This window comes from Thauera carbonicopians (assembly GCF_025699485.1).
Classification (GTDB): Bacteria; Pseudomonadota; Gammaproteobacteria; order Burkholderiales; family Rhodocyclaceae; genus Thauera.
Map to the genome: position 1 here is coordinate 224,344 of NZ_JANUXN010000003.1, position 24,025 is coordinate 248,368.

Sequence of the window (24,025 nt, forward strand, 5' to 3'; positions counted from 1 at the left end):
CCCTTCCGCTTACTCGAAGGCCCGCTTGAGGTCCTGCACCAGCACGGTGAAGCGCGACGGCTGGTTTTCCATCGGCAGGCCGCTCAGGCTCCAATCGACCATCGACTCGGGGTAGAGCTTGACCGCCGTGTTGCCGGCGATTTCCGACAGCACGAACCAGTTCGTCGCCGCCCAGTGGCCGGTGTTGCAGAAGGACACCGCCGGCCCGCTGGCGGCGCCGGTCTGCGCGGCCAGCGCCTTCAGCTCCTCGGCCGGCTTCAGCGTGGTGCCGCCCTTGACGAAGAACTGGGCGTTGTCGAAGGACTGTGCGCCGGGCAGGGTGCCGTAGCGCGCGGCGGCATCGACGCGGACTTCACCGCTGAAGAAGCGCGGTGGGCGGGCATCGAGCAGCAGCGGCGCCGACGAGGACTGGATCGCGCCGGCGAGTTCCTCGCGGCTGACGATCTGGTCCTGGTCGTAGCGGTACTCGAACCGGCTGGGCGCCACGTCGGGCACGGCCTTGTCGAGCGCGCCGCCGCTGCCGGCCCACAGCTTGGTGCCGCCGTCGAGGATCGACAGGCGGCTCAGGCCGCCGACTTTCAGCGTCCAGTACACCCGCGCCGCGGCGCCGAAATCCGTATGCGTGGCGCCGCCATGGACGACGACGACGTGGGTGCTGTCGTCGATGCCCGCCTTGCGCAGCAGTTCGGTCAGCTTCGCTGCGGGCACGAGCTGGCCGGCGTTGCTCTGCGGGCCGCGGAACGTACCGTAAGGGGTGTTGATGGCGCCGGGGATATGGCCTTCGGCGTAGTCCTTGGGCGGGCGGATGTCGAGGATGCGCACGTCGGCCCGGCCGAGCAGGGGGCGCAGCTCCGCCGGTGTCAGCAGCGGCGCGTGGGTGTGTGCGGCGGCTGGCCGGGAAACGGTGGCCGGCTGGGTGCCGGCGCTCGTGTCGGCATGGACCGGTAGTGCGAGGATGGTGCCGGCCAGCGCCAGCAGGGCGATGGTCTTGTTCAGCATGGTGCGTCCTTGGGGTCGGGGCGGGCCCGTTCGGGCCGTGGCCTGTATGCAGGCTCTGGTGAGACAAGCGTGGATGAGGGCGAATTCTAATGGGAGGGCGAATGGCAAAAAAGATATTTGAGATTAATTATTAAGAACTCCGAGGAATTAGCTGAAGCCCGTGACGGCGTGCGCTTCTGCATCGGTGGCTTTCGGGCGATAGTGGCTGCCTTGCCGGCAATGCCAAGCAATGACCTGCCATGAATCGACGACATTTCATCCTTGCCCTGGCGCTCGCCGCGCTGTCCGCCGCCTGCGGGCGCGAGATCGAGCTGCCCGCACTGGCCGACGGCGCGCGGGTGCTCGCCTTCGGCGACAGCGTCACCTACGGCACCGGTGCGGGCGCAGACGAGGACTGGCCCGCGCTGCTGGCGGCGGCGACCGGCTGGGAGGTCGTGAACGCCGGCATCCCGGGCGACACCGCGCAGGCGGGCCGGCACAGGCTGCCGGAGCTGCTCGACGAGTTCGCGCCGGCGCTGGTGCTGGTCGAGATCGGCGGCAACGATTTCCTGCGCCGCCGCAGCGAACCGGAGGTCAAGGAGGATCTGCGCCAGATCGTGCGCACGGCGCGGGCAGGCGGCGCGCAGGTGGTGCTGGTCGGCGTGCCGGCGCTGTCGCTGTCGGGCGCCGTCATCGGCCGCCTGGCCGATTCGCCGATCTACGCCGCGCTGGCTGACGAGGAAGGCGTGCCGCTGGTGCCGGACGTGTTCGCCGACGTGCTGTCGCAGGCCGAACTGCGCGCCGACCGCATCCACCCCAATGCGCAGGGCTATCGCCGCATGGCGGACGGCATCCACGCGCGGCTGCGCGAGATCGGGCTGGCGCGCTGAGCGGCGGCGCCACCGCGGCGAAGACCGGGCGGTATCAGTCGCCCGTCGGCGACAGGCGGAAGGCCCGCACTTCGTCGAGCTTGCGCAGTTCTTCCGCCAGCGTGCGCAGGTTGCCTTGCTGGCTGGTGCGGATGGTCATGCGGTATTCGAAGTACAGCCCGTCGTCCGAGACGCGGTAGTTCATGTTGGCCACGGTGAAATCGTGCCGGGCGAGCAGCGCGCGCACTTCCTCCTCGTTCATCGCATGGCCGCGATCGAAGCGGATGGTGTGCTGGGCATACAGGTGCGAGGGCAGGCGGATCTCGATCCAGCGGAAGGCCGCCAGCGTGCCGAGCGTGATCAGCGTGGCGAACACCGCCGGGAAGTAGAAGCCGATGCCCATCAGGATGCCGATCGCGGCGGTCATCCAGATCGAGGCCGCGGTGGTCAGCCCGCGCACGCTGAGCCCTTCCTTGAAGATCACGCCGGCGCCGAGAAAGCCGATGCCGGTCATGATGCCCTGCGCCATGCGCGTCGGGTCGGTGCGCACGGTTTCCATCGGCACGCCGGGCAGCCAGGACCACTGGTACAGCGTCACCAGCATCAGCAGGCTGGAGGCGACGCAGACCAGCGAATGCGTGCGGAAGCCCGCCGGGCGGCCGTGGTAGCTGCGTTCGAGGCCGATGACGCCGCCGGCGCCGAGCGCGGCCAGCAGATGGACGGAGATGTTCGCCAGGTCGGCGTGCATGTTCGGTGGGCTCATCGGAGTCTCCTTGCCGAAGCGTTCTCGTTCTTCCTGCCGGCTCAGCCGTGGCCGCCCTCGAGATAGGCCGCCCGCACTTCCGGGCTTGCCAGCAGTTCCGCGCCCGTCCCCGCGAGCGTGATCTCGCCATGCTGCAGCACGTAGCCGCGGTGTGCAACCCGCAGCGCCTGGTTGGCGTTCTGCTCGACCAGCAGGATGGTCATGCCGTGGTCGCGGTTCAGCTCCCTGACGATCTGGAAGACCTTGCGGATGTAGATCGGCGCCAGGCCCAGCGAAGGCTCGTCGAGCAGCAGCAGCTTGGGCCGGCTCATCAGCGCGCGGGCGATCGCCAGCATCTGCTGCTCGCCGCCGGACAGCGTGCCGCCGCGCTGCGACTGGCGCTGCTCCAGGATCGGGAACATCGCGAACATGCGCGCGAGGTCGGCGTCGTAGTTCGCCGGGTCGGCGTGCGCCGCGCCCATCTGCAGGTTCTCCATCACCGTCATGCGCGGGAAGATGCGCCGGCCTTCGGGCACCAGCGCGATGCCGCGGCGGGCGATCTCGTGCGTGTGCACGCGGGTGATGTCCTCGCCGTCGAAGACGATGCGCCCGGCGCTCGCGCGGGGGTTGCCGAACAGGCTCATCATCAGCGTCGATTTGCCGGCGCCGTTGGCGCCGATCAGCGTCACGATCTCGCCGACCTGCACTTCGACGTCGATGCCGCGCAGTGCGTGGATGTGGCCGTAGTGGGCGTGCACGCCCTCCATCGTCAGCATCATGCCGTGGCCCCTCCCGTCGTCACCGCAGTGTCCTGCGCATCTTCGTCGTCGTCCTCGCCGAGGTAGGCCTTGACCACCTCGGGGTCGTTCCTGACCTGCTCCGGCGTGCCCTCGGCGATCTTGCGGCCGTAGCTGATCACGCCGATGTGGTCGGAGACGTTCATCACCACGCTCATGTCGTGCTCGATCAGCAGGATGGCGATGCCCAGCTCCCGGCACAGGTAGAGCAGCAGTGCGTTCAGCTCGGCCGATTCGCGCGGGTTGAGGCCGGCGGCGGGCTCGTCCAGGCACAGCAGCACCGGATCGACGCACAGCGCGCGGGCGATCTCGATGCGGCGCTGGATGCCGTAGGGCAGCGCGCCGGCGGCGTGGTCGGCGAGGTGTTCGAGCCGCAGCCGTTTCAGCCACGTTGCCGCGCGCTCGATCGCCTCCTGCTCGGCCTGGCGGTAGCCGGGCAGGCCGAGCAGGCCGGCGATGGAGAACTTCGAGGCGCGCTGCAGCACGTTGTGCTGGGCGACGATCAGGTTCTCCAGCACCGTCATCTTCGGGAACAGGCGGATGTTCTGGAAGGTGCGCACGACCTGGGCGTCGCGCGCGACGCGGTGGCTGGGCAGCGCTTCCAGGCGCATTTCGCCGTGCTGCGGGTGGGCCAGGCGCAGGCTGCCGGTGGTCGGCTTGTAGAAGCCGGTCAGGCAGTTGAACAGCGTGGTCTTGCCCGCGCCGTTGGGGCCGATGATGCCGGTGATGCTGGCGGCCGGCACGTCCAGCGACAGGTCGTCGATGGCGACCAGGCCGCCGAAGCGCATCGTCAGCTTCTGCACCGACAACAGCGTGGCGGGCGTGTTCAGGGCGGCGGCATTCATCGTGCGGCCTCCCTGGCGGCGCCGGCCCTGCCCAGCGGGTTCAGGCGCACGGTCGGTTCGCGGTGCGACAGCAGGCCGCCCGGTTTCCAGATCATGATCAGCACCATCGCGGCGCCGAACAGCAGCATGCGGTATTCGGCGAAGTTGCGGCCGAACTCGGGGATCAGCACCAGCAGCGTCGCCGCCAGCACCACGCCCATCTGCGAACCCATGCCGCCCAGCACGACGATGGCGAGGATGATCGCCGATTCGGCGAAAGTGAAGCTTTCCGGCGAGATGAAGCCCTGGCGCGCGGCGAAGAACACGCCGGCGAAGCCGCCCAGCATGGCGCCGATGGCGAAGGCCGACAGCTTGATGTTGGTGGTGTTCATGCCCATCGCGCGGCAGGCGATCTCGTCCTCGCGCAGCGCCTCCCAGGCGCGCCCGACCGGCAGCTTGCGCAGCCGCGAGACGAAGGCGTGGGTCAGCAGCGCCAGCACCAGGATCAGATAGTAGAGGAAGATCAGCCGGTGCATCGGCGAGAAGTCCAGGCCGAAGAAGCCGGCGAAGGTCTGCTCGCCTTCGGGCGCGCTGCGGGCGAAGTCGAGGCCGAAGAAGCTCGGCCGCGGGATCGAGCTGATGCCGTTGGGGCCGCCCGAGAACTCGGTCCAGTTCACCAGGATGACGCGGATGATCTCGCCGAAGCCGAGCGTGACGATGGCCAGGTAGTCGCCGCGCAGGCGCAGGATCGGGTAGCCGAGCAGGATGCCGAAGCCGGCGGCGAGGGCGCCGGACACCGGCAGCGCTTCCCAGAAGCTCCAGCCATACTGGGTCGACAGCAGGGCGTAGGAATAGGCGCCGACCGCGTAGAAGGCGACGTAGCCGAGGTCCAGCAGCCCGGCCAGGCCCACCACCACGTTCAGGCCCCAGCCCAGCATCACGTAGATCAGCACCGTGGTGGCGGTGTCGACCACGTAGCGGTTGTCGGAATAGAAGATCGGCAGCGCCACCGCGGCGCCGAGCGCGATCCAGCCGAGCACGGTGACCACTTTCTGCGCGCCTTGGGCGCGCTCGTCGGCGCTGGCCGGAGCGCCGGCCGCGCTGCGGGCCTGCTTGCGCTCGCGAGCCTGGTCGAGTCCCCAGCGCAGCAGCAGGCGGCCGGCGAACACTGCCGCGACGGTGGCGGCCAGCAGGCCGAAGCGGGTGTTGACCGCCAGCCGGCCGCCCACGTCCACCGTGGTCAGGCCGATCAGCGGCACGCCGAGGATGAAGCCGACGAAAGCGACCCAGCCGGCGTCGCGCAGGCGCTCGGCGGCGGTCATCGCGTGGCGGGCGAAGACGACGGTGCTCATCAGACTTTCTCCACTTCGGGCCGGCCGAGCAGGCCCGAGGGGCGCAGCATCAGCACCAGGCACAGGATGCCGAAGGTGGCGACGTCCTTGTATTCCGCCCACAGGTAGGCGGCCCAGAAGGATTCGATGAGGCCGATCAGCAGGCCGCCGAGCATCGCTCCCGGCAGCGAGCCGATGCCGCCCAGCACCGCCGCAGTGAAGGCCTTGATGCCGACCAGGAAGCCGATGAAGAAATCGACCACGCCGTAATACACCGTCACCATCACGCCGGCGACCGCGGCCAGCGCGGCGCCGAGCATGAAGGTCAGCGAGATCGTGCGGTCGACGTTGACGCCGAGCAGCGCGGCCATCGTGCGGTCCTGCTCGCAGGAGCGCTGCTGGCGGCCGAACGGGGTCTGCGTGATCATCCAGGTGAAGGCGACCATCAGCGTCACCGTGGTGACGATGATCAGCATCTGGCTCCAGCTGATCTGCACGGCGAATGCCGGCGTGTCCCACAGCACGAGACCGCCCTCGAGGACCGGCGGGATCGGCTTGACGCGTGCGCCCTGGGTCAACTGCACGGTGTTCTGCAGGAAGATCGACATGCCGATCGCCGAGATCAGCGGCGCCAGCCGGGTCGAGCCGCGCAGCGGGCGGTAGGCGGTGCGCTCGACCGCCCAGCCGTAGGCCGAGGTGAAGAAGATCGCCACGATCAGCACGAAGCTCAGCGCCAGCGGGATCGAAGTCACGTCGGCTGCCGCCAGCAGCGTGAAGGCGGTGACCGCGATGAACGCGCTCACCATGAAGATGTCGCCGTGGGCGAAGTTGATCATGCCGATGATGCCGTACACCATCGTGTAGCCGATGGCGATCAGGCCGTACATGGCGCCGAGCGTGAGCCCGTTGATCAGTTGCTGAAGTGCGTAGGCCACGATGTCTCCCGTGGGGGCACGGCGCTGTCGCCCGCCGCCGGCCCGTGACGGGCGAGCGGCGGGGCGCCGTTCCTTGAAGTGGTCCCGTCCGTGCCGCCGCGAAACCGGGCGGTACGGAAGGTGGCCGGTGAACTCAGGCGCCGCGCGGGCGGCGCCGGACCATCATTTGACGTAGTCGTACTGGCCGCCCTGCCAGCGGTAGACGACGAAGCCGGGCACGTTCAGGTCGCCCTTCGGACCGAAGGCGAGGTCGCCGATCACGGTCTTGAAGTTGCCGCCGCGCATCGCCTTTTCCAGGTCGGCGTACTTGGTGCTGTTGGCCGCGGTCGCCACCTGCTCGAACAACTGCATTGCGGCATAGGCGTACAGCACGTAGCCCTCCGGCTCGACCTTGGCGGCGCGGAACTTCTCCACCACCGGCGCGGCGTCGGGGTTCTTGCGCGCATCGGGCGAGAAGGTGAACAGCACGTTGTCGGCGGCCGGGCCGGCGGCGGTGACCAACTCGGCATTGGTCATGGTGTCGCCGCCCATCACCGTCAGCTGCAGGCCGGCGGCCTGGGCCTGGCGCAGGATCAGTGCGACTTCGGTGTGGTAGCCGCCGAAGGCCATCACGTCGACGCCGGCCTGCTTGAACTTGGCGATCAGGCTGGAGTAGTCGCGCTCGCCGGCGGTGATCGATTCGCGCAACGAGGGCTTGAGGCCCTTGTCGCTCATCGCCTTGGCCATCTCGTCGGCCAGGCCCTTGCCGTAGGCGCTCTTGTCGTCGACCACCGCGACCTTCCGGTCCTTGAAGTTGTCGGCGATGTAGCCGCCGGCCACCAGGCCCTGCTGGTCGTCGCGGCCCATGATGCGGAAGACGTTGGGCAGGCCGCGCTCGGTGACCTGCGGATTGGTCGACACCGTGGCGACCAGGATGTCGGCGTCGGCATAGACGTCGGAGGCGGGAATCGTCGAGCTGGAGCACCAGTGGCCGTGCATGTAGACGATGCCCTTGTTCACCATGGTGTTGGCGACCGATACCGCCTGCTTCGGATCGCAGGCATCGTCGCCCACTTCCAGCTTCAGCTTCTGGCCGAGTACGCCGCCGCGGGCGTTGATGTCGGCGATCGCCATTTCGGCGCCCTTGCGGATCTGGTCGCCGGCCGAAGCGTACTGGCCGGTCATCGGCCCGGCGATGGCGACCGTCAGGTCGGCCAGCGCGGCGCCGGAAAAGCCGCCGAGCGCGAGCAGGGCGGCGGCGAGCAGGGTTTGCTTCTTCATGGAACGTCTCCTTTGTTGTTTGATTCGAGCGGGTGTGAACTTCGGCTGCAGAGCCTGCGTTGATCCCGTCCCGTAAAGGTAAGCGAATTTCCCCGCCTTGCCATCCGTGGCGACCCTCAGGCCGAGGAATGTCGGTCGGCGGCGTCGGGCGCGGGGCTCTGCGCCCCGGGCGCTCAATGTCTCAAGTTCGCGGCCTTCTCCGCTCTGATCGGGATCAAAGCTCCGTCATCGGCGGGCCCGCGACGCACTGCCGCATGCGCCGGCTGCGTGAGCGCTGCGGGCCATGGTGTAACATCCCCGCCAATCGTTTTGCCGCCGGCCGTCTGGCAGCGGCTTCTTCCGGGTAGATAATCCATGGTTCCGCACCTCACCACCGCACTCACCGGGCCACTGCTCGAACTGGAGCGCCAGTTCCTCGACAACGCCTGCGATATCGAAAAGTGGTTCCGCACCCAGTGGCAGGACCACATGCCGCCCTTCTACGGCTCGACCGACCTGCGCAACTCGGGCTTCAAGCTCGCGCCGGTCGACCTGAACCTGTTCCCGGGTGGCTTCAACAACCTCAACGACGCCTTCATGCCGCTGTGTGTGCAGGCCGCCCAGGTCGCGATCGAGCGCATCTGCCCCGACGCCGGCAAGCTGCTGCTGATCCCCGAGAACCACACCCGCAACCAGTTCTACCTGCAGAACGTGGCCAAGCTGGTGTCCATTCTGCGCCTGACCGGACTGGAAGTGCGCATCGGCAGCCTGCTGCCCGAGATCACCGAGCCGACCGTGATCGAGCTCGCCAACGGCACTGCGCTGACGCTGGAGCCGCTGCGGCGCAGCAGCAGCCGCGTCGGCCTGGACGGTTTCAGCCCCTGCGCGGTGCTGTTGAACAACGACCTGTCGGCGGGGATTCCGCCGGTGCTGCAGGGCCTGGACGAGCAGTGGCTGATCCCGCCGCTGCACGCCGGCTGGCATGCGCGCCGCAAGTCCAAGCACGCCGAGTGCTACGACCGCGTGGCGCGCGAGTTCGCCGCCGCGATCGGCATCGACCCGTGGCGCATCAACCCCGAGTTCGGCGTCTGCGGCCAGATCAACTTCCAGGAGCGCACCGGCGAGGAATGCCTGGCGGCGCAGGTCGATTCGCTGCTGACCCGCATCCGCGCCAAGTACAAGGAATACGGCGTCAGCGACGAGCCCTTCGTCGTCGTCAAGGCCGATGCCGGCACCTACGGCATGGGCGTGATGACGGTCAAGGACGCTTCCGAAGTGGTCGGCCTGAATCGCCGCCAGCGCAACAAGATGGCGGTGGTCAAGGAAGGCCTGCAGGTGCACGAGGTCATCATCCAGGAAGGCGTGCATACCTTCGAGACGGTCGAGGACGGCGTCGCCGAGCCGGTCGTCTACATGATGGACCACTACGTCGTCGGCGGCTTCTACCGCGTGCATACCGAGCGCGGCCGCGACGAGAACCTCAACGCGCCGGGCATGCACTTCAAGCCGCTGGCCTTCGACACCTGCTGCACGCTGCCCGACGTCGCGCAGGGGCCGGACGCGCCGCCCAACCGCTTCTACGCCTACGGCGTGGTCGCGCGCCTGGCGCTGCTGGCGGCCTCGGTCGAGATCGAGGAAACCGCGCCGCTCGAGGAACTCGGAGAGGCGGCATGAAGTTCGCCTTCATCCTTGATCCGCTCGACGGGCTGAAGGCCTACAAGGATTCCAGCATCGCGATCATGCGCGCCGCCGCAGCGCGCGGCCACGAGGTGTGGACCTTGCAGCGCGGCGCGCTGACCTGGCGCGACGGCGCGGTGTCTGCACGCGCGCTGCCGATCAGGCTGCTGGCCGGCGACAAGCCCTGGTACGAGCCCGCCGAGCCGGAGCAGGCGCTGTCGCTGGCGGAATTCGATGCCGTGCTGATGCGCCAGGACCCGCCGTTCGACTTCGAGTACGTCACCGCCACTTGGCTGCTGGAAGACGCGATGCAGGCCGGCGCAAGGGTGTTCAACGACCCGCGCGCGATCCGCGACCATTCCGAGAAGCTCGCCATCACCGAATTCCCGCAGTTCATGGCCACCTCGCTGGTGGCGCGCGACGCGGTCGACATCCAGGCCTTCATCGACGAGATCGGCGACGTCATCCTGAAGCCGCTCGACGGCATGGGCGGCAGCCAGATCTTCCGCGTCAGGAAGGACGACCCCAACCGCAACGTCATCATCGAGACGCTGACCCAGGAAGGCGCGCGCACCATCATGGCGCAGCGCTACCTGCCGCAGATCGCCGACGGCGACAAGCGGGTGCTGATCATCGGCGGCGAAGTCGTGCCGTATTCGCTGGCGCGCATTCCGCAAGCCGGCGAGACGCGCGGCAACCTCGCCGCCGGCGGCCGCGGCGTGGCGATGCCGCTGACCGAACGTGAACGCGAGATCGCCGAATACCTCGCGCCCATCCTGTGGCAGCGCGGGCTGCTGATCGTCGGTCTCGACGTCATCGGCGGCCATCTCACCGAGATCAACGTCACCAGCCCCACCTGCATGGTCGAGATCGCCACCCAGCAGGGTTTCGACGTCGCCGGCCTGGTCATCGACAAGCTGGAGCGGGCCTGCGCCTGATGGGGGCGAGGCCGGGCATCTCCTCCTGCTGGCTGCGCTGCCTGGGGCTGATTGCCTGCATCCTGCTGCTGGGCGCCTGCTCGCGCGCCGAAGTCTTCCACCACGAAGCTTTCGTCTTCGGCACCCGGGTCGATGTCGCCGTGTATGGCGACGACCCGGCGGCGGCCGATGCCGCGGCCCAGGCCGTGCTGCGCGAGTTCGACCGCCTGCACCGTGCCTACCATGCCTGGGAACCGTCCGAACTCACCGAACTGAACGCAGCCATCGCGCGTGGCGAAGCGGCGACGGTGTCCGACGAACTGGCGGCGATGCTGAAGGATGCCCAGCGCATCGCTGCCACCAGCGACGAGCTGTTCGATCCCGCACTGGGCGCGCTGGTGGCGCTGTGGGGCTTCCATACCGACACCTTCGTGCCCGTACGTCCTGATCCGGCGAAATTGCAGGCGCTGATCGACGCCCGGCCGCGCATGGCCGACCTCGTCATCGACGGCAAGCGCGTCGAGAGCCGCAACCCGGCGGTACAGCTCGACTTCGGCGGCTATGCCAAGGGCTATGCGCTGGACCGCGCCGCCGTCATCCTGAAGCAGCAGGGCGTGGATAACGCGCTGATCAACATCGGCGGCAACGTGCTGGCGCTGGGCAAGAAGGGCGACCAGCCGTGGCGCATCGGCATCCAGCATCCGCGAGAATCCGCGCCGCTGGCGGCGATGCCGCTGTACGACGGCGAGGCGGTCGGCACGTCGGGGGACTACCAGCGCTACTTCATGCTCGACGGTCAACGCTATGCCCACCTGCTCGATCCGCGCACCGGCCAGCCGGCACACGGCACGCAGTCGCTGACGGTGCTGGTCACGCCCGGCGTCGGCGCCAGAAATCTGGACAATGAGGGCACCGGCACCTTGTCCGATGCCGCGAGCAAGCCCGCCTACCTGGCCGGCGAGGGCTGGCGCGAACAAACACGCCGTTTCGGCATCGAACACGCGTTGCGCATCGCCGGGGACGGCCGCGTGGAAGTGACGCGAGCCTTGCGCGCGCGGCTGCAATTCATCGGGCCGGTCGAGCCCAGCGTCGTCGATTGAACTACAACAGCAACAGGGGAGAGGGGACATGATTGAAATGACTGAACAGACCGCATGGTTCGCTGCCATCGCCGCGGTGCTCATCGCTGCGCTGATCGGCTTCTTCATCGGTCGCAGCTGTGGCGGCGGCAAGGAGCGCATCCGGGAGCTGGAAGCCGAAGTCGAGCGGCAGAACTCCGAGGTCCAGCGCCAGGCGCAAGAGATCGAGGGCTATCGCAAGGAAGTGGAGACGCACTTCGACAAGACGGCGACGCTGTTCGTGTCGATGGCGGGTTCGTACAAGGAGCTGTTCGAGCATCTGTCCTCGGGCTACGAGAAACTGTCGTCCGGCTCGGCGCGCACGCTGTTCCAGCAGCGTGTCGATGCGCTGCTGGTCGGCTCCGCCCGCGATGCCGGCGAGGCGGACAAGCTGTTGGCGGGGGTGGGGGCCGCGGCGGCGATGGCTACCGTGGCAGATGCCGCTGCAGTGGAAGCTGTGGGCGCCACCGCGTCGGGCGCCGCTGCGTCGGACGCCGATGAGTCGGGCGCCGATGCGTCCGAGACCGAAACGCCGAGCGACGCGGCGCCGGATGCAGCCGGGACGCAGGACGCCATGGCTGCTACGGAGGAAGCCATCGCCACGCAGGCCGACGCGCTTGCGGAGAACGCCGAGGCCGTCGCGTCCGACCACGCAGCGGCGGAAGCCGCCGGCGTGCGCGATCTGGCCGCCGAGGCCTACCGGAACGAGGGTGCGCAGGCCGACGATCCGCTGAGCGAAGCGCTCTCCGGCGAAGGTGTCGGCCAGCACGCCGGGTCCCGCCGGGACGGCGCCGGCTGAGTCACTGCGATGCCGCCCGGCCAGCCGTGTTTCCGCCTGGGGCGGGCGCGCACAGCCCGGCCGGCGGCGTCTGCATGCGAGTCCTTGCCGCTACGAGGCTTCGTCGCCGCGCTGCTGGCGGTACTGGTGCTCGGCGGCTGCGGCGTACGCTTCGCCTATTCCCAGCTCGACTGGCTGGTGCCCTGGTACCTGCGCGACTACGTCACCTTCAACGCCGGCCAGCGCGAGGTGCTGGGCCAGCGCCTGACGCTGCGATTGGATTGGCACTGCCGCGCGCATCTGCCGGGTTACGTCGGTTTACTGCGCGATGCGCGCCGCCTGCTGGCGCGCGAACGGATCGAGGCGCAGGATCTGGCGCCTTTCCTGGACCAGGGCGAAGCCTGGCTGGACGAGCTCCGCGTCGAACTGATCAACGACGCCAAGGTGCTGCTCGCGGGCCTGTCGGACGATCAGGTTGCCGAACTGGCGGCTGCCTTCGAGCGGCGGGACAAGGAGGCGCGCGAGGAATTCCTCGGTGGTAGCACCGAGGCGCGCCGCAAGGCGCAGATCGCGCGCATGGAAAAGCGCCTGCGCAACTGGTTCGGCCGCCTCACCGACGAACAGCGCGCGTTGGTCGCCGGCTGGAGCCGGAAGCTGCAGCCGACCACCGAACGCTGGCTGGACGAGCGCCGCCAGTGGCAGCAGAGTGTGCTCGAGGCCTTGAAAGTCCGCCGCGAGCCGCGGCTGTTCGCCGAACGCATCGTGGCCCTGCATGCGTCGGCCGGCGAGGTGCAGGACGAATACCCCGAACAGGCGGCACACAATCGACAACGGACCCTGGCGTTGCTGGCCGATGTGTTCAATACCGCCAACGACCGCCAGCGGGAACGTCTGCTCGCCGAGATCGATGGGCTCACAGGGCAGTTCGACAAGCTGGCCTGCGCTGCGCCGCAAATGGCGGAAACGAGGCGGGGCTGGAGTGAATCGCATCGGTGAGGCTTAGTTTTCCTAAGTCTCACGCACAGAAATCGTCGCTTTACGCTGCGGTTTCCGGCGGCCTACGATTTGCATGCCCGGTACGCCCGTTTCAGGCGCGGGACCACATCTTCGGAGGTCGACCATGTCCCAGCACCATGCTGTCATCCACTGGCAACGCTCCCTGCACCCCACCGACGGCAATACCTATTCGCGCAACCATGTGGCCGTGCTGAACGGCCAGCAGACCGTGAATGTGTCGGCGGGCGTCGATTACAAGGGCGATCCGGCCTGTGCCGACCCCGAGCAACTGCTGCTCGGTGCGCTGGCGAGCTGCCACATGCTGACTTTCCTGGCCATCGCGGAATTCCAGGGCTACTGCGTGGAGCGCTACGAAGACCAGGCGACCGGATACCTGGAGAAAGTCGAAGGTGTCGGCATGAGCCTGACCCGGATCGAGCTGTCGCCCCGGGTCGGCTTCGGCGGCGACAAGCAGCCGGACGCTGCCGCGCTCGCGCGCCTGCATGCCGGTGCCCACAAGAACTGCTTCATTGCCCATTCGATCACGGCCAAGGTGACGGTCGTGCCGGCGGCCTGAGCCGCGCACCCATCCGGAGCTGCCATCATGCCTGCACTGCAGAATGCCACCGATACCCCGTTGCTGCGCAGCGACGCCGACGGCGTCGTGACGCTCACGCTGAACCGTCCGCAGCAATTCAACCCCCTGTCCGAAGCCATGCTGGATGCCCTGCAGCGTGAGCTGGATGCGCTGTCCTGCGACGACGAGGTGCGCTGCGTCGTGCTGGCAGGGGCCGGCAAGGTCTTTTGCGCTGGGCACGATCTGCGTGAAATGCGCAGCCAGCCCCGGCTCGGGTATTACCAGGACCTGTTCGCCCGCTGCAGCCGGGTGATGCAGGGCATCCAGGCGCTGCCGGTACCCGTCATCGCCCGCGTGCACGGCATCGCGACCGCTGCTGGCTGCCAGCTCGTCGCCAGCTGCGACTTGGCGATCGCCGCGGAGACGACGCGTTTCGCGGTGTCGGGCATCAACGTCGGCCTGTTCTGCTCCACGCCGGCCGTGGCGCTGTCGCGTAACGTGTCGCCCAAGCGTGCGTTCGACATGCTGGTGACGGCGCGTTTCATCGATGCTGCGACCGCTGCCGATTGGGGGCTGATCAACGAAGCCGTGCCCGAAGCCGAACTGGACGAAGCGGTCGCGCGCAAAACCGCCGAGATTCTCTCCAAAAGTCCCGTGGCGGTCCGCTACGGCAAGGCCATGTTCTACCGCCAGCGCCAGATGGCACTGAACGATGCCTATGCCTACGCAGGCGACGTCATGGCGCGCAACATGATGGAAGAGGATGCCTGCGAAGGCATCGACGCCTTCTTCGAGAAGCGCCCGGCCCGATGGAAGCGCTGACGCGCTGCCGGTGAGTGCCGCTTCACGCGGCTGTCCTGACACCGTAAGCTGCCGGCCCATGTCCAAACGAGCTTGCCGATTTCCTCCGCTGCCTGCCACACCCGATGCGAGTGTGGAGGCAGCACCGGGTTGCCGGATGCAGGACGGCGTTCCGTCGTGGCCTGCGCCAGCCTCCACGCGGCGCTTGCCGCCGCTGGTGGCACTGTCGTATTTCGAGGCTGCGGCAAGGACGAGGAGCTTTGCTGCCGCAGCCAGAGAACTGCACGTCACGCCGGCGGCGATCAGCCACCAGATCAAGGCGCTGGAGGCGCTGCTTGGTGTCGAGCTGTTCGTGCGCCATCACCGCCGGGTCAGCCTGACGTCGGTGGCCAGGCTTGCTCTGCCGGCGCTGCAGGAGGGCTTCGCCGCGCTGGCGGATGCGGTCGAGCAGCTCCGTGCCCACAGTGAGGCGCACAACCTCATCACGGTATGCGCGGAGCCGATGTTTGCGACCAAATGGCTGGTGCCGCGCCTGCATCGCTTCTACGCCCGTTGCCCCGAGGCGGAAGTGCGCCTCCAGGCCAGTCTCAGCTCGGTCGACTCGATGCGCGGCGGCCCCGCCGGGCTGGCGGAGTTTCGCCGGGCGGGTATCGATCTGGCCGTGCGTTTCGGCTATGGAAGCTATCCGGAGCTCGAAGCGCAGCGTTTGCTGGAAGTGTCGCTGCTGCCGGTGTGGGCGCCCGAGTCGGGGGCGAAGCCGCGCGTGGAGCCTGAAGTCCTGCTGGGACAGGCCTTGTTGAGCGACGGCACGGCCTGGCGTTCGGCCGATCGCTTCGGCTGGCCGCAGTGGTTCGAACATGCGGGTGTCGCAGTGTCGGCTCCGCTGCGCGAGCAGCGCTTCGGCAACGGGCTGTTGGCGCTGGAAGCTGCGCTCACGGAGCAGGGGGTGCTGCTGGCGTCCCCGCTTCTGATCCAGGCCGAGCTGCAGAGTGGCAAGCTGGCTGTCGCCTGCGACGTGGCGATGCCCTGTCCCTTCGCCTATTTTGCCGTCTGTCCGCCGCTGGCGCTGGAGCGCCCGATCGTGCAGTCGTTCAGGGCATGGCTGTTCGAGGAGGCCGCGCACTGCGGAGATGGGGGTGCCGCGACGGCATGAGCGTACGGCACCCGCCTCCTGCGCGTCAGCGCTGCGGCGCGGGCAGGCTGTCCGGTCCGGTCGACCAGATGCGGTAGCGCACCTCGATGTCGCTCGGCGCGTAGATGACCAGCGGCAACTGGCTGTTGTAGCGCACCAGCATGGGTTCGCCGCCCACCTGCACGAATGCCTGTTTGCGGCTGTCGTCCGGGCAGGCCATCATCGTGCTGACGGGCGGGCCGACCCGGTCCAGTTCGTAGTAGCTGTAGCCCCAGCCTTCGACGGTCTTCTCCTGCCATTGGCCGCCCATGCGGTGGTAATTGCAGTCGACCTCCATCGTCTTGCCGGCGATCAGCTCCACCTTGCGTGCGCTTTCGTCGGCCAGCTTCGGCAGTTCGATGACGTGGCGGCTGTAGCCTTCGGCGGCGCGCGGCCAGGGCTTCAGCGCATCGTCGGCAGACGTCGTCGCGCAGGCGCTCAGCGACAGCCCCAGGGCAAGGGCGGCGAGACTGCTTTGGGTTTTCTTCATCGGAGTTCTCCTGTTGTTCTTGGGGGCGCCTCGCAGGCGGCGGGCTGGCATTATCGGGGCAAACTCGCCCGAAAGCGGGAAGCAGGCCTGAGGGATACCGTAAGAATATGTTGGCGAAGCGGGGCATCGAAGGTGCGAATCATGAGGGCTGCGCTCGAACCGGGGCCCGGTGCTGCGCGTATGATTGCGCGCCCCCCTGCCGCCGTCCTCTGTTTCCGAGAATCCGATGCCGCCCAAGACTCAGCTCGACCGTTTCGCCATCAGCCTGATGCTGCTGTTCTGCACCTTGTGGGGCTTGCAGCAGGTGGCGATCAAGATCGCCAGCGCGGGCATTTCGCCGGCATGGCAGGCCGGGCTGCGCTCGATCGGAGCGACGGTGCTGGTGTTCGGCTGGGCGCGGCTGCGTGGTATTCCGCTGTTCGGGCGCGACGGCACGCTGTGGCCGGGGCTGCTCGCGGGAGTGCTGTTCGCCGGCGAGTTCGCCTTGATCTTCCTCGGGCTCGAATTCACCACTGCGTCGCGCGGGGTGATCTTCCTGTACACCGCGCCCTTCTTCGTCGCCCTGGGAGCGAAGTGGTTGCTGCCGAACGAGCGGATGCGGCGCGCGCAATGGACGGGGATGGCGCTGGCCTTCGCCGGAGTGCTGGCGCTGTTCGGCGAGAACCTGCTGCGGCCGTCCGGGCAGGCCTGGATCGGTGACCTGATGCTGGTCGGTGCGGCGATGCTCTGGGCCGCGACCACGCTGACAGTGAAGGCGACGGCGCTTGCGCGCAGCTCGGCCGAGAAGATGCTGCTGTATCAACTGGCGGTGTCGGCGTTGGTACTGCCGGTGCTGTCGCTGGGCCTGGGCGAGGCGGGTGTGTTCGCGCCCACGCCCGAGGTGTGGGCGAGCCTTGCCTTCCAGATCGTGCTGGTGGCATCGGCGAGCTACGTCGGCTGGTTCTGGCTGGTGCGGCATTATCCGGCGACGCGGCTGTCCTCGTTTTCCTTCCTGACGCCGGTGCTTGGGGTGCTGGCCGGCGGTGTGCTGCTGGGCGAGGCGCTGACGCCGGCGGTGTTCGCCGCGCTGGCGCTGGTGGGGGCCGGCATCTGGGTGGCGAACCGGCCGTCGGCCGGCTGACAGGGCGGGGCGCGGGCCGTCCGGGGGTATAGTGCTGGCTGGCCTTGCGTCGAGGAGAACCGCCATGTCCCGTCCCGTCGTCGAGTTCTGGTACGAGTTCGCCAGTACCTATTCCTGGTTGTCGGTGATGCGCATCGAGCCGCTGGCGGAAGTGGCGGGCGTGCAGGTCGAATGGAAGCCCTTCCTGCTCGGGCCGGTGTTCATGGCGCTGGGCTGGAACGATTCGCCGTTCAACATCTATCCGCCCAAGGGCCGCTACATGTGGCGCGACCTGGAACGCCTGGCGGCCAGGTACGGCCAGCCCTTCCGCAAGCCGAGCGGCTTTCCGCGCGACAGCCTGCTGGCGGCGCGGGTCGCGCTGGTGGGGGTGGCGGAGGGCTGGGTGGCGCCGTTTTCGCGCGCGGTGATGAGCGCCAACTTCGCCGAGGACCGCGACATCGGTCAGGCCGAGGTGATCGCGGAGATCCTGTCGCGGCAGGGGCTGGACGCCGATGCGGTGATCGGGCGCGCCTTGTCGGACGACAACAAGCAGGCTTTGCGCAGGCAGACCGAGCATGCGACCGGACTCGGTCTGTTCGGTGCACCGAGCTTCAGGGTGGGCGAGGAACTGTTCTGGGGCAACGACCGCCTGGAAGATGCGCTCGACTGGGCGCACGGCCTGCGGCCGCTGTAGGCGGCGGATAGGGCTGGGCGCCGGTGTCGTGGTGGCCGGCTGCCGGATACTCGTCGCCGGCGTGCCGGCCGGCGGATCGCCGCCTGTCGCCCGTTATTTCTTCTTGGTAGCCTGGTCTTCTTCGTAGCGGCGGATGCGCTCTTCGTAGCGCGCGCGGTCGCGCTCGGCCGCGGCGGCGCGGGCGGCGGCTTCGGCTTCTGCCTCGGCGCGCTTGGCTGCCAGTTCCGCGTCGCGCGCAGCACGTTCGGCCTGTGCGCCGCTTGCGGCCTCGCCGGCGCTGCGGGCACGCTCGGCGCGGATGCGTTCGGCTTCGGGCGACGGGCCGACGTCCCCATCCGGCGCCGGGGCCGGCGTGGCCATGGCGCCAGGTGTCGGTACGTCGGGTGCCGGCACGCCGGGAGCGGGTTGTGCGGCCGAGCCGGCGGGGGCGTTGGCGCGCTGGGCAGCCTGGACTTCGGCGGCGGCGCGCTGGCGCTGGGCGAGCTCGATCTGGCGGGCTTCGGCTTCGAGCGCACGGGCACGCTTGATGGTGTCGAGGCGTAGCTGCCTGGCCTGGTCGATGCAGCGATTGACGAGGAATTTCTGGTAGCAGCCGGCTTCGGTGGTGACGAAGGTGGCTTCGGCTTCGTCGCGCAGTGCCTTGGCCTGGGCGTTGAGTTCGGCCTTGCGTGCATTTTCGGCGGCGGTCTGCGACGGCGCGCCGGTATCGGCCGGTGCTTGCGCAAGCGAGGCATTGGACAGGGACAGCAGGACGGCGGCCGACAGCGACAGCAATGTGCGTGCGGGTCTGGAGGTCGAGTTCAGAGGGGCGGGGGTGAGGCTGGGGCGGGACATGCGCGCAGGATTCCGGAGACGATTCGCTTGGCGCGTAGAATAGCGCCTTTATTTCCGTTCGCGGCCGTCCGGCTGCATTTCAGCTTCGTGATCAGTCTCCGCAATCTGCGCCTCGCACGCGGCGCCAAGGTCCTCGTCGAAGGGGCCACGCTGCAGATCCATCCCGGCTGGAAAGTCGGCCTGACCGGCGCCAACGGCAGCGGCAAATCCAGCCTGTTCGCCATGCTGCGCGACCAGCTCCACCCCGACCAGGGCGACCTCGAGATGCCGCCGGGCTGGGTGATCGCCCACGTCGCGCAGGAAACCCCCGGCCTGGCGCGGCCCGCGATAGACTACGTGCTCGACGGCGACGCCGAATTGCGCGCCATCGAAGCCGAGCTGGCCGCAGCCGAAGCCAGCCACGACGGCGGCCGCATCGGTGAACTGCACGCCCGGCTGCACGAGATCGGCGGCTATGCGGCGCGTTCGCGCGCAGCGGCGCTGCTTGATGGCCTGGGCTTCCTGCAGTCGGACATCGAGCGCCCGGTGGCGGATTTTTCCGGCGGCTGGCGGATGCGGCTGAACCTGGCGCAGGCGCTGATGTGCCGCTCCGACCTGCTGCTGCTGGACGAGCCGACCAACCACCTCGACCTCGACGCGGTGATCTGGCTCGAAGCCTGGCTGCGCGACTATCGCGGCACCTTGCTGCTGATCTCGCACGACCGCGAGTTCCTCGATGCCTGCACCACCCACATCGCCCACATCGAGCAGCAGCGCCTGGCGCTGTACTCCGGCGGCTATTCCGACTTCGAGCGCCAGCGCGGCGAGCGCCTGCTGCAGCAGCAGGCGATGTTCGACAAGCAGCAGCGCGAGATCGCGCACATGGAGGACTACATCCGCCGCTTCCGCGCCAAGGCCACCAAGGCGCGCCAGGCGCAGAGCCGGATCAAGGCGCTGGAGCGGATGGAGCGCATCGCCGCCGCCCACGTCGATACGCCCTTCAGCTTCGCCTTCCGTGATGCCCCGCCGGCGCCCGATCCCTTGCTGCAGATCGAGGACGGCGCGGTCGGCTACGGCGAGCGCATGGTGCTGGAGCGGATATTGCTGACCCTGCGCCCCGGCGAGCGCGTCGGCCTGCTCGGGCGCAACGGCGCCGGCAAATCGACGCTGATCAAGCTGCTGGCCGGCGAACTGCCGCTGGCCGCCGGACGCAGGCTGGAAGGCAAGGGCTTGGCGACCGGCTACTTCGCCCAGCACCAGCTCGAAACCCTGCGCCCGGACGAATCCGCGCTGCAGCACATGATGCGGCTCGACCCACAGACGCGAGAGCAGGAGCTGCGCGACTACCTCGGCGGCTTCGATTTCCGCGGAGATGGTGTGGGCGGCACTTCCACGCCGGCGACCACGCCCTGCGGTCCGTTTTCGGGCGGCGAGAAGTCGCGCCTGGCGCTGGCCTTGCTCATCTGGCGGCGGCCCAACCTGCTGCTGCTGGACGAGCCGACTAATCACCTCGACCTGGAAATGCGCCACGCGCTGACGATGGCGCTGCAGGACTACGAAGGCGCGATGGTGCTGGTGTCGCACGATCGCGCGCTGCTGCGCGCCACCTGCGATCGCTTCCTGCTGGTCGATGGCGGTCGCATCCAGCTTTTCGACGGCGACCTCGACGACTACCGCGACTGGCTCGCCAGCCGCCGCGCCGAGCTTGCCGCCGCGGCCTCGGATCCCGGCCAGGCCGCCGACAAGGCCGCGCGCAAGGCCGACCGCGCCCAGGCCGCGGCTGAACGCCAGGCGCGGCTGGCGGCGCGCCGGCCGCTGGCGAAGGAGATCGAGCAGATCGACAAGCGCCTGGCGGCATGGAACAAGGAAAAAACCGAGCTCGACGAGCGCCTGGCCGATCCGACGCTATACACCGGACCGCAGGCCGGCGAGGTGCCTGCACTCAACAAACGCCAGGCAGAGCTGGCGGAGCGTATCGAGGAAGCCGAGCTGCGCTGGCTGGAACTGCACGAGGCGCTGGAAGGAATTCCGGCCGACTGAGTCGTGCTGAGAGCCCCTGTTTTACGTACAAACGACTTTAGCGCGACAGCCGCGTTTGGAGCGGCAACACGACCGTTTTCGCAGCTCGGCGCCCCCCGGCTAAAGCCATTCCGACGGATACGGGGTTCCCGGTGTGGGGCGCCCTCTATTCCGGCAGCCAGCGCGCCGGGTCGATGCCCCAGGCGGCGAAGTCCTCGTGGGCGACGATGCAGTCCTGCGAACGGCGCAGATCGATGGTTTCGGGCGGCAGGTAGTGGCCGCGGGTATGGAAGATGACTTTCACCACCGGCTGCATCATCTGGTCCTCGTTCTGCGACTGCACGACCGCCAGGCGCTGGCTTTCGAGCAGTACCAGCGAGCCGGTGGGGTAGATGCCGACGCTGCGGATGAAGGCATGCACCAGCTCCGGCTTGAAGTGGAACTTGCTCCATTCGAGCAGCTTGCGCAGCGCCTCGGTGGGCGGCATGCCCTTGCGGTAGACGCGGTTCGAGGTGAGCGCGTCATAGACGTCGACGATCGCCCCCATCTGGCCGTACAGGCTGATCTCCCCGCCCTTGAGCTTGTTCGGATAGCCGGTGCCGTCGAAGCGCTCGTGGTGTTGTGCGGCGACGTCCAGCGCGATGTCGCTGATGCCGGGCGTGTCCTGCAGGATGATCTTGCTCTGCACGACGTGGTTCTTCATCTTGACGAACTCGGCGTCGGTGAGCTTGGCAGGCTTGTTGAGGATTTCGTCCGGCACCTTGGCCTTGCCGACGTCGTGCAGCAGGGCGCCGATGGCGATCTCGCGGATGATCTCGCGCGGCTGGTCGAGCGCGCGGGCGAACGCGACCATCAGCGCGCATACCGATACCGAGTGCTGGAAAGTGTATTCGTCGTGGTCCTTGAGCCGCGCCAGCGGCAGCAGGGCGTCCTGCCGGCTGAAGATCGAATCGACCATGCGTGCGACCAGCGGCTCGATCTGCTCCATCTCGATTTGCTTGCCCAGCCGGATGTCGCCCATCATGTTGCGCACGATGAGGTTGGCCTCGCCGTGCAGGCGGCGGGCCTGTTCCAGCGTGTGGCGGGGCGGACGCGGAGGGGGCGTGCTGGCGGTAGCGGTGGCGAGGGACTGCACCACCTCGTCGGCCTGGTGCTTTTTCCGTACCGGCGCATCGGCGACGTCGAGCCCGCGCTCCGTGTCGATCCAGATCTCGGGCACGCCCAGTGCACGTATCTCGGCGACGGTTTTCTCGGTGTCGACGGTGAAGCGGCTGCGTACGAAGTTGTGATCCATCCACTCGCAGTTCAGGTCATGGACGTACATGCCTGGACGCAGTTTGTCGATGGGGATGAGTTTGAGCATATGGAAAGGGGGTGCAGTTTGCCGGGAGTATCGGACTTGTCGTCGACATAGGCCAGAGGCACCGGTTCGAAGGCGAGAAGTTGCGCACGCTCCGCCGCATGTGTGCGAAGGGGCGGCTCTTTGGCGTGGGGCACGGATGCTAGAATCGCCGTTTTGCCAAAATCTTGCCCGCAGGAGCGTACGGTGCGTATCGTCTGTCTAGACCTCGAAGGTGTGCTGGTTCCCGAAATCTGGATCGAATTCGCCGAGCGCACCGGCATCCCCGAACTGCGCCGCACCACGCGCGACGAGCCGAACTACGACACGCTGATGAAGTACCGCCTCGGCATTCTGGCGGAGAAGAAGCTCGGTCTGCCCGACATCCAGGAAGTCATCGCCAGCATGGGGCCGATGGAAGGCGCGCGGCAGTTCCTGGACGAACTGCGCGACACCTACCAGGTCGTGATCCTGTCCGACACCTTCTACGAGTTCGCCAAGCCGCTGATGAAGCAGCTCGGCCTGCCGACGCTGTTCTGCCACAGCCTCGAAGCCGACGACGAAGGCGTTCTGGTCGACTACCACCTGCGCATGCCCGACCAGAAGCGCGAGGCGGTCAGGCGCTTCAAGGAACTCAACTTCAAGGTCGTCGCCGCCGGTGATTCATACAACGACACCGCGATGCTGGGCGAAGCCCACGGCGGCATTCTGTTCCACCCGCCGGAAAACGTCGTGCGCGAATTCCCGCAGTATCCGGTGGTGCGCGACTACGCTGGCCTGCGCGCCGAGATCGACAAGGCTTTCGCCCGCGCGGGCTGAGGTTCGCACGCATCGTTCGGCGGGCGCCCGGCGTGCCCGCTGCGCCGCCGTTCTCCGAGCCGGCGCCTTTCAACTTCTTTTCTGCAGTACCCGACCATGCACCGCGAACGTTTCTATACCCTGTCCGCCTCCTGCCCCGACCGCACCGGGATCGTCGCCAAGGTGTCGAGTTTCATCGCCGAACACAAGGGCTGGATTCTCGAAACTGCGCTGCATGCCGAACCGGCGCTGGACGCCGCCAACCGCGGCCGCTACTTCATGCGCATCGAGATCCGCGCCGATTCGCTGCCCTTCATGCTGAGCGAGTTCCGCGAGCGCTTCCGCCCGATCGCCGAAGAGCTGCAGATGGAGTGGAAGATCACCGACAGCGCGGTCAAGAAGCGGGTCGTGATCCTGGTCTCGAAGCAGGAGCACTGCCTGTACGACCTGCTAGCGCGCTGGCAGTCGAAGGAACTGGACATCGAGATTCCCTGCGTGATCTCCAACCACGACACCTTCCGCGGCGTCGTCGAATGGCACGGCATTCCCTTCCATCATGTGCCGGTCACGTCCGACAACAAGGCCGCCGCCTACGCCGAAGTGCAGCGCCTGTTCGAGGAAGTGCGCGGCGACACCATGGTGCTGGCCCGCTACATGCAGATCCTGTCGCCGGACCTGTGTGCCGCCTACCCGGGCCGCATCATCAACATCCATCACAGCTTCCTGCCCAGCTTCGTCGGCGCCAAGCCTTACCACCAGGCCTACGACAAGGGTGTCAAACTGATCGGCGCCACCTGCCACTACGTCACCGCCGACCTGGACCAGGGGCCGATCATCGAGCAGGACGTGATCCGCATCGACCACTCCGACGCCGTCGAGGATATGGTCCGCTACGGCAAGGACATCGAAAAGACCGTGCTGGCACGCGGTCTGCGCTACCACCTGGAAGACCGGGTGCTGGTGCATGGGAACAAGACGATCGTGTTCCGCTGAGCATTGCGCCGCGAACTTGCTCGGGACGAT

At 67.9% G+C, this 24,025-nt stretch carries 24 protein-coding genes; 14 read left to right on the forward strand and 10 right to left on the reverse strand.

Annotated elements, in window-relative coordinates:
- Positions 1-9: 9 nt before the first annotated feature.
- Positions 10-999, reverse strand: coding sequence for a sulfurtransferase (locus NX068_RS05995; protein ID WP_263460379.1), 990 nt, complete (start codon positions 997-999; stop codon positions 10-12).
- A 239-nt stretch (positions 1,000-1,238) separates the two neighbouring features.
- On the opposite strand from NX068_RS05995, the gene NX068_RS06000 reads away from it, so the two are divergent.
- Positions 1,239-1,868 carry an arylesterase gene (locus NX068_RS06000; RefSeq protein ID WP_263460380.1) on the forward strand — a complete coding sequence of 210 codons (630 nt, stop codon included), beginning with the start codon at positions 1,239-1,241 and terminating at the stop codon, positions 1,866-1,868.
- A 34-nt stretch (positions 1,869-1,902) separates the two neighbouring features.
- Here NX068_RS06000 and NX068_RS06005 read toward each other — a convergent pair whose 3' ends face one another.
- From NX068_RS06005 to NX068_RS06030, 6 genes are all read right to left on the reverse strand, one after another.
- Entirely contained in the window at positions 1,903-2,610 is a 708-nt protein-coding gene (locus NX068_RS06005) for an MgtC/SapB family protein (protein ID WP_263460381.1), read from the reverse strand.
- A 41-nt stretch (positions 2,611-2,651) separates the two neighbouring features.
- Positions 2,652-3,365, reverse strand: a complete 714-nt coding sequence (locus tag NX068_RS06010) for an ABC transporter ATP-binding protein (RefSeq protein WP_263460635.1) — start codon at positions 3,363-3,365, stop codon at positions 2,652-2,654.
- Positions 3,365-4,216 (reverse strand): ABC transporter ATP-binding protein, encoded by an 852-nt coding sequence (locus NX068_RS06015; protein WP_263460636.1) that lies wholly within the window; start codon positions 4,214-4,216, stop codon positions 3,365-3,367. The genes NX068_RS06010 and NX068_RS06015 overlap by 1 nt, the downstream gene beginning before the upstream one ends.
- An 11-nt stretch (positions 4,217-4,227) precedes the next feature.
- On the reverse strand, positions 4,228-5,562 hold the full coding sequence (gene livM, locus NX068_RS06020; RefSeq protein WP_263460382.1) for a high-affinity branched-chain amino acid ABC transporter permease LivM: 1,335 nt from the start codon (positions 5,560-5,562) through the stop codon (positions 4,228-4,230).
- Positions 5,562-6,476, reverse strand: coding sequence for an ABC transporter permease subunit (locus tag NX068_RS06025; RefSeq protein WP_263460383.1), 915 nt, complete (start codon positions 6,474-6,476; stop codon positions 5,562-5,564). Before NX068_RS06025 ends, livM begins: the two co-directional genes overlap by 1 nt.
- A gap of 162 nt (positions 6,477-6,638) precedes the next feature.
- Positions 6,639-7,736 carry a branched-chain amino acid ABC transporter substrate-binding protein gene (locus NX068_RS06030; RefSeq protein WP_263460384.1) on the reverse strand — a complete coding sequence of 366 codons (1,098 nt, stop codon included), beginning with the start codon at positions 7,734-7,736 and terminating at the stop codon, positions 6,639-6,641.
- Positions 7,737-8,090: 354 nt separating this feature from the next.
- On the opposite strand from NX068_RS06030, the gene gshA reads away from it, so the two are divergent.
- From gshA to NX068_RS06070, 8 genes are all read left to right on the forward strand, one after another.
- Positions 8,091-9,389: a glutamate--cysteine ligase gene (gshA, locus tag NX068_RS06035; protein ID WP_263460385.1), complete on the forward strand. Its 1,299-nt coding sequence runs from the start codon at positions 8,091-8,093 to the stop codon at positions 9,387-9,389.
- Positions 9,386-10,330, forward strand: coding sequence for a glutathione synthase (gene gshB, locus NX068_RS06040; protein WP_263460386.1), 945 nt, complete (start codon positions 9,386-9,388; stop codon positions 10,328-10,330). The genes gshA and gshB overlap by 4 nt, the downstream gene beginning before the upstream one ends.
- Positions 10,330-11,409 (forward strand): FAD:protein FMN transferase, encoded by a 1,080-nt coding sequence (locus tag NX068_RS06045; protein WP_263460387.1) that lies wholly within the window; start codon positions 10,330-10,332, stop codon positions 11,407-11,409. Before gshB ends, NX068_RS06045 begins: the two co-directional genes overlap by 1 nt.
- Before the next feature lie 28 nt (positions 11,410-11,437).
- Complete coding sequence (locus tag NX068_RS06050) at positions 11,438-12,226, forward strand: ZapG family protein (RefSeq protein ID WP_263460388.1); 789 nt, start codon at positions 11,438-11,440, stop codon at positions 12,224-12,226.
- A gap of 84 nt (positions 12,227-12,310) precedes the next feature.
- Positions 12,311-13,201 carry a DUF6279 family lipoprotein gene (locus tag NX068_RS06055; protein WP_263460389.1) on the forward strand — a complete coding sequence of 297 codons (891 nt, stop codon included), beginning with the start codon at positions 12,311-12,313 and terminating at the stop codon, positions 13,199-13,201.
- A 124-nt stretch (positions 13,202-13,325) separates the two neighbouring features.
- On the forward strand, positions 13,326-13,778 hold the full coding sequence (locus tag NX068_RS06060) for an OsmC family protein (RefSeq protein WP_263460390.1): 453 nt from the start codon (positions 13,326-13,328) through the stop codon (positions 13,776-13,778).
- Between the two features lie 27 nt (positions 13,779-13,805).
- On the forward strand, positions 13,806-14,600 hold the full coding sequence (locus tag NX068_RS06065; RefSeq protein WP_263460391.1) for an enoyl-CoA hydratase: 795 nt from the start codon (positions 13,806-13,808) through the stop codon (positions 14,598-14,600).
- A 136-nt stretch (positions 14,601-14,736) separates the two neighbouring features.
- A complete protein-coding gene (locus NX068_RS06070; protein WP_263460392.1) occupies positions 14,737-15,732 on the forward strand; it encodes a LysR family transcriptional regulator in 996 nt (331 codons plus the stop codon).
- Positions 15,733-15,757: 25 nt separating this feature from the next.
- Here the strand turns inward: NX068_RS06070 and eco are convergent, their stop codons facing one another.
- Positions 15,758-16,240: a serine protease inhibitor ecotin gene (gene eco, locus NX068_RS06075; RefSeq protein ID WP_263460393.1), complete on the reverse strand. Its 483-nt coding sequence runs from the start codon at positions 16,238-16,240 to the stop codon at positions 15,758-15,760.
- 226 nt (positions 16,241-16,466) lie between these two features.
- On the opposite strand from eco, the gene NX068_RS06080 reads away from it, so the two are divergent.
- Both NX068_RS06080 and NX068_RS06085 read left to right on the forward strand, forming a co-directional pair.
- Positions 16,467-17,360, forward strand: coding sequence for a DMT family transporter (locus NX068_RS06080; RefSeq protein ID WP_263460394.1), 894 nt, complete (start codon positions 16,467-16,469; stop codon positions 17,358-17,360).
- Positions 17,361-17,424: 64 nt separating this feature from the next.
- Complete coding sequence (locus NX068_RS06085; protein WP_263460395.1) at positions 17,425-18,033, forward strand: 2-hydroxychromene-2-carboxylate isomerase; 609 nt, start codon at positions 17,425-17,427, stop codon at positions 18,031-18,033.
- A gap of 93 nt (positions 18,034-18,126) precedes the next feature.
- Here NX068_RS06085 and NX068_RS06090 read toward each other — a convergent pair whose 3' ends face one another.
- Positions 18,127-18,867, reverse strand: a complete 741-nt coding sequence (locus NX068_RS06090; RefSeq protein WP_263460396.1) for a hypothetical protein — start codon at positions 18,865-18,867, stop codon at positions 18,127-18,129.
- Between the two features lie 87 nt (positions 18,868-18,954).
- On the opposite strand from NX068_RS06090, the gene NX068_RS06095 reads away from it, so the two are divergent.
- Complete coding sequence (locus NX068_RS06095) at positions 18,955-20,886, forward strand: ATP-binding cassette domain-containing protein (protein ID WP_263460397.1); 1,932 nt, start codon at positions 18,955-18,957, stop codon at positions 20,884-20,886.
- A 145-nt stretch (positions 20,887-21,031) separates the two neighbouring features.
- Here the strand turns inward: NX068_RS06095 and NX068_RS06100 are convergent, their stop codons facing one another.
- Positions 21,032-22,228, reverse strand: coding sequence for an HD-GYP domain-containing protein (locus NX068_RS06100; RefSeq protein WP_263460398.1), 1,197 nt, complete (start codon positions 22,226-22,228; stop codon positions 21,032-21,034).
- A gap of 183 nt (positions 22,229-22,411) precedes the next feature.
- Here NX068_RS06100 and thrH point away from each other — a divergent pair, with 183 nt between their 5' ends.
- Together thrH and purU are read left to right on the forward strand one after the other, a co-directional pair.
- Complete coding sequence (gene thrH / locus NX068_RS06105) at positions 22,412-23,023, forward strand: bifunctional phosphoserine phosphatase/homoserine phosphotransferase ThrH (RefSeq protein WP_263460399.1); 612 nt, start codon at positions 22,412-22,414, stop codon at positions 23,021-23,023.
- Between the two features lie 96 nt (positions 23,024-23,119).
- Positions 23,120-23,995: a formyltetrahydrofolate deformylase gene (gene purU, locus NX068_RS06110; protein WP_263460400.1), complete on the forward strand. Its 876-nt coding sequence runs from the start codon at positions 23,120-23,122 to the stop codon at positions 23,993-23,995.
- Positions 23,996-24,025: the final 30 nt, after the last annotated feature.

What these genes read in the sequence shown, in the direction of transcription:
- NX068_RS05995 (WP_263460379.1), bottom strand. Translation starts at nt 999, where the DNA reads ATGCTGAACAAGACCATCGCCCTGCTGGCGCTGGCCGGCACCATCCTC.
- NX068_RS06000 (WP_263460380.1), top strand. Translation starts at nt 1,239, where the DNA reads ATGAATCGACGACATTTCATCCTTGCCCTGGCGCTCGCCGCGCTGTCC.
- NX068_RS06005 (WP_263460381.1), bottom strand. Translation starts at nt 2,610, where the DNA reads ATGAGCCCACCGAACATGCACGCCGACCTGGCGAACATCTCCGTCCAT.
- NX068_RS06010 (WP_263460635.1), bottom strand. Translation starts at nt 3,365, where the DNA reads ATGCTGACGATGGAGGGCGTGCACGCCCACTACGGCCACATCCACGCA.
- livM (WP_263460382.1), bottom strand. Translation starts at nt 5,562, where the DNA reads ATGAGCACCGTCGTCTTCGCCCGCCACGCGATGACCGCCGCCGAGCGC.
- NX068_RS06030 (WP_263460384.1), bottom strand. Translation starts at nt 7,736, where the DNA reads ATGAAGAAGCAAACCCTGCTCGCCGCCGCCCTGCTCGCGCTCGGCGGC.
- gshA (WP_263460385.1), top strand. Translation starts at nt 8,091, where the DNA reads ATGGTTCCGCACCTCACCACCGCACTCACCGGGCCACTGCTCGAACTG.
- gshB (WP_263460386.1), top strand. Translation starts at nt 9,386, where the DNA reads ATGAAGTTCGCCTTCATCCTTGATCCGCTCGACGGGCTGAAGGCCTAC.
- NX068_RS06045 (WP_263460387.1), top strand. Translation starts at nt 10,330, where the DNA reads ATGGGGGCGAGGCCGGGCATCTCCTCCTGCTGGCTGCGCTGCCTGGGG.
- NX068_RS06050 (WP_263460388.1), top strand. Translation starts at nt 11,438, where the DNA reads ATGATTGAAATGACTGAACAGACCGCATGGTTCGCTGCCATCGCCGCG.
- NX068_RS06060 (WP_263460390.1), top strand. Translation starts at nt 13,326, where the DNA reads ATGTCCCAGCACCATGCTGTCATCCACTGGCAACGCTCCCTGCACCCC.
- NX068_RS06065 (WP_263460391.1), top strand. Translation starts at nt 13,806, where the DNA reads ATGCCTGCACTGCAGAATGCCACCGATACCCCGTTGCTGCGCAGCGAC.
- NX068_RS06070 (WP_263460392.1), top strand. Translation starts at nt 14,737, where the DNA reads ATGCAGGACGGCGTTCCGTCGTGGCCTGCGCCAGCCTCCACGCGGCGC.
- eco (WP_263460393.1), bottom strand. Translation starts at nt 16,240, where the DNA reads ATGAAGAAAACCCAAAGCAGTCTCGCCGCCCTTGCCCTGGGGCTGTCG.
- NX068_RS06080 (WP_263460394.1), top strand. Translation starts at nt 16,467, where the DNA reads ATGCCGCCCAAGACTCAGCTCGACCGTTTCGCCATCAGCCTGATGCTG.
- NX068_RS06085 (WP_263460395.1), top strand. Translation starts at nt 17,425, where the DNA reads ATGTCCCGTCCCGTCGTCGAGTTCTGGTACGAGTTCGCCAGTACCTAT.
- NX068_RS06090 (WP_263460396.1), bottom strand. Translation starts at nt 18,867, where the DNA reads ATGTCCCGCCCCAGCCTCACCCCCGCCCCTCTGAACTCGACCTCCAGA.
- NX068_RS06100 (WP_263460398.1), bottom strand. Translation starts at nt 22,228, where the DNA reads ATGCTCAAACTCATCCCCATCGACAAACTGCGTCCAGGCATGTACGTC.
- purU (WP_263460400.1), top strand. Translation starts at nt 23,120, where the DNA reads ATGCACCGCGAACGTTTCTATACCCTGTCCGCCTCCTGCCCCGACCGC.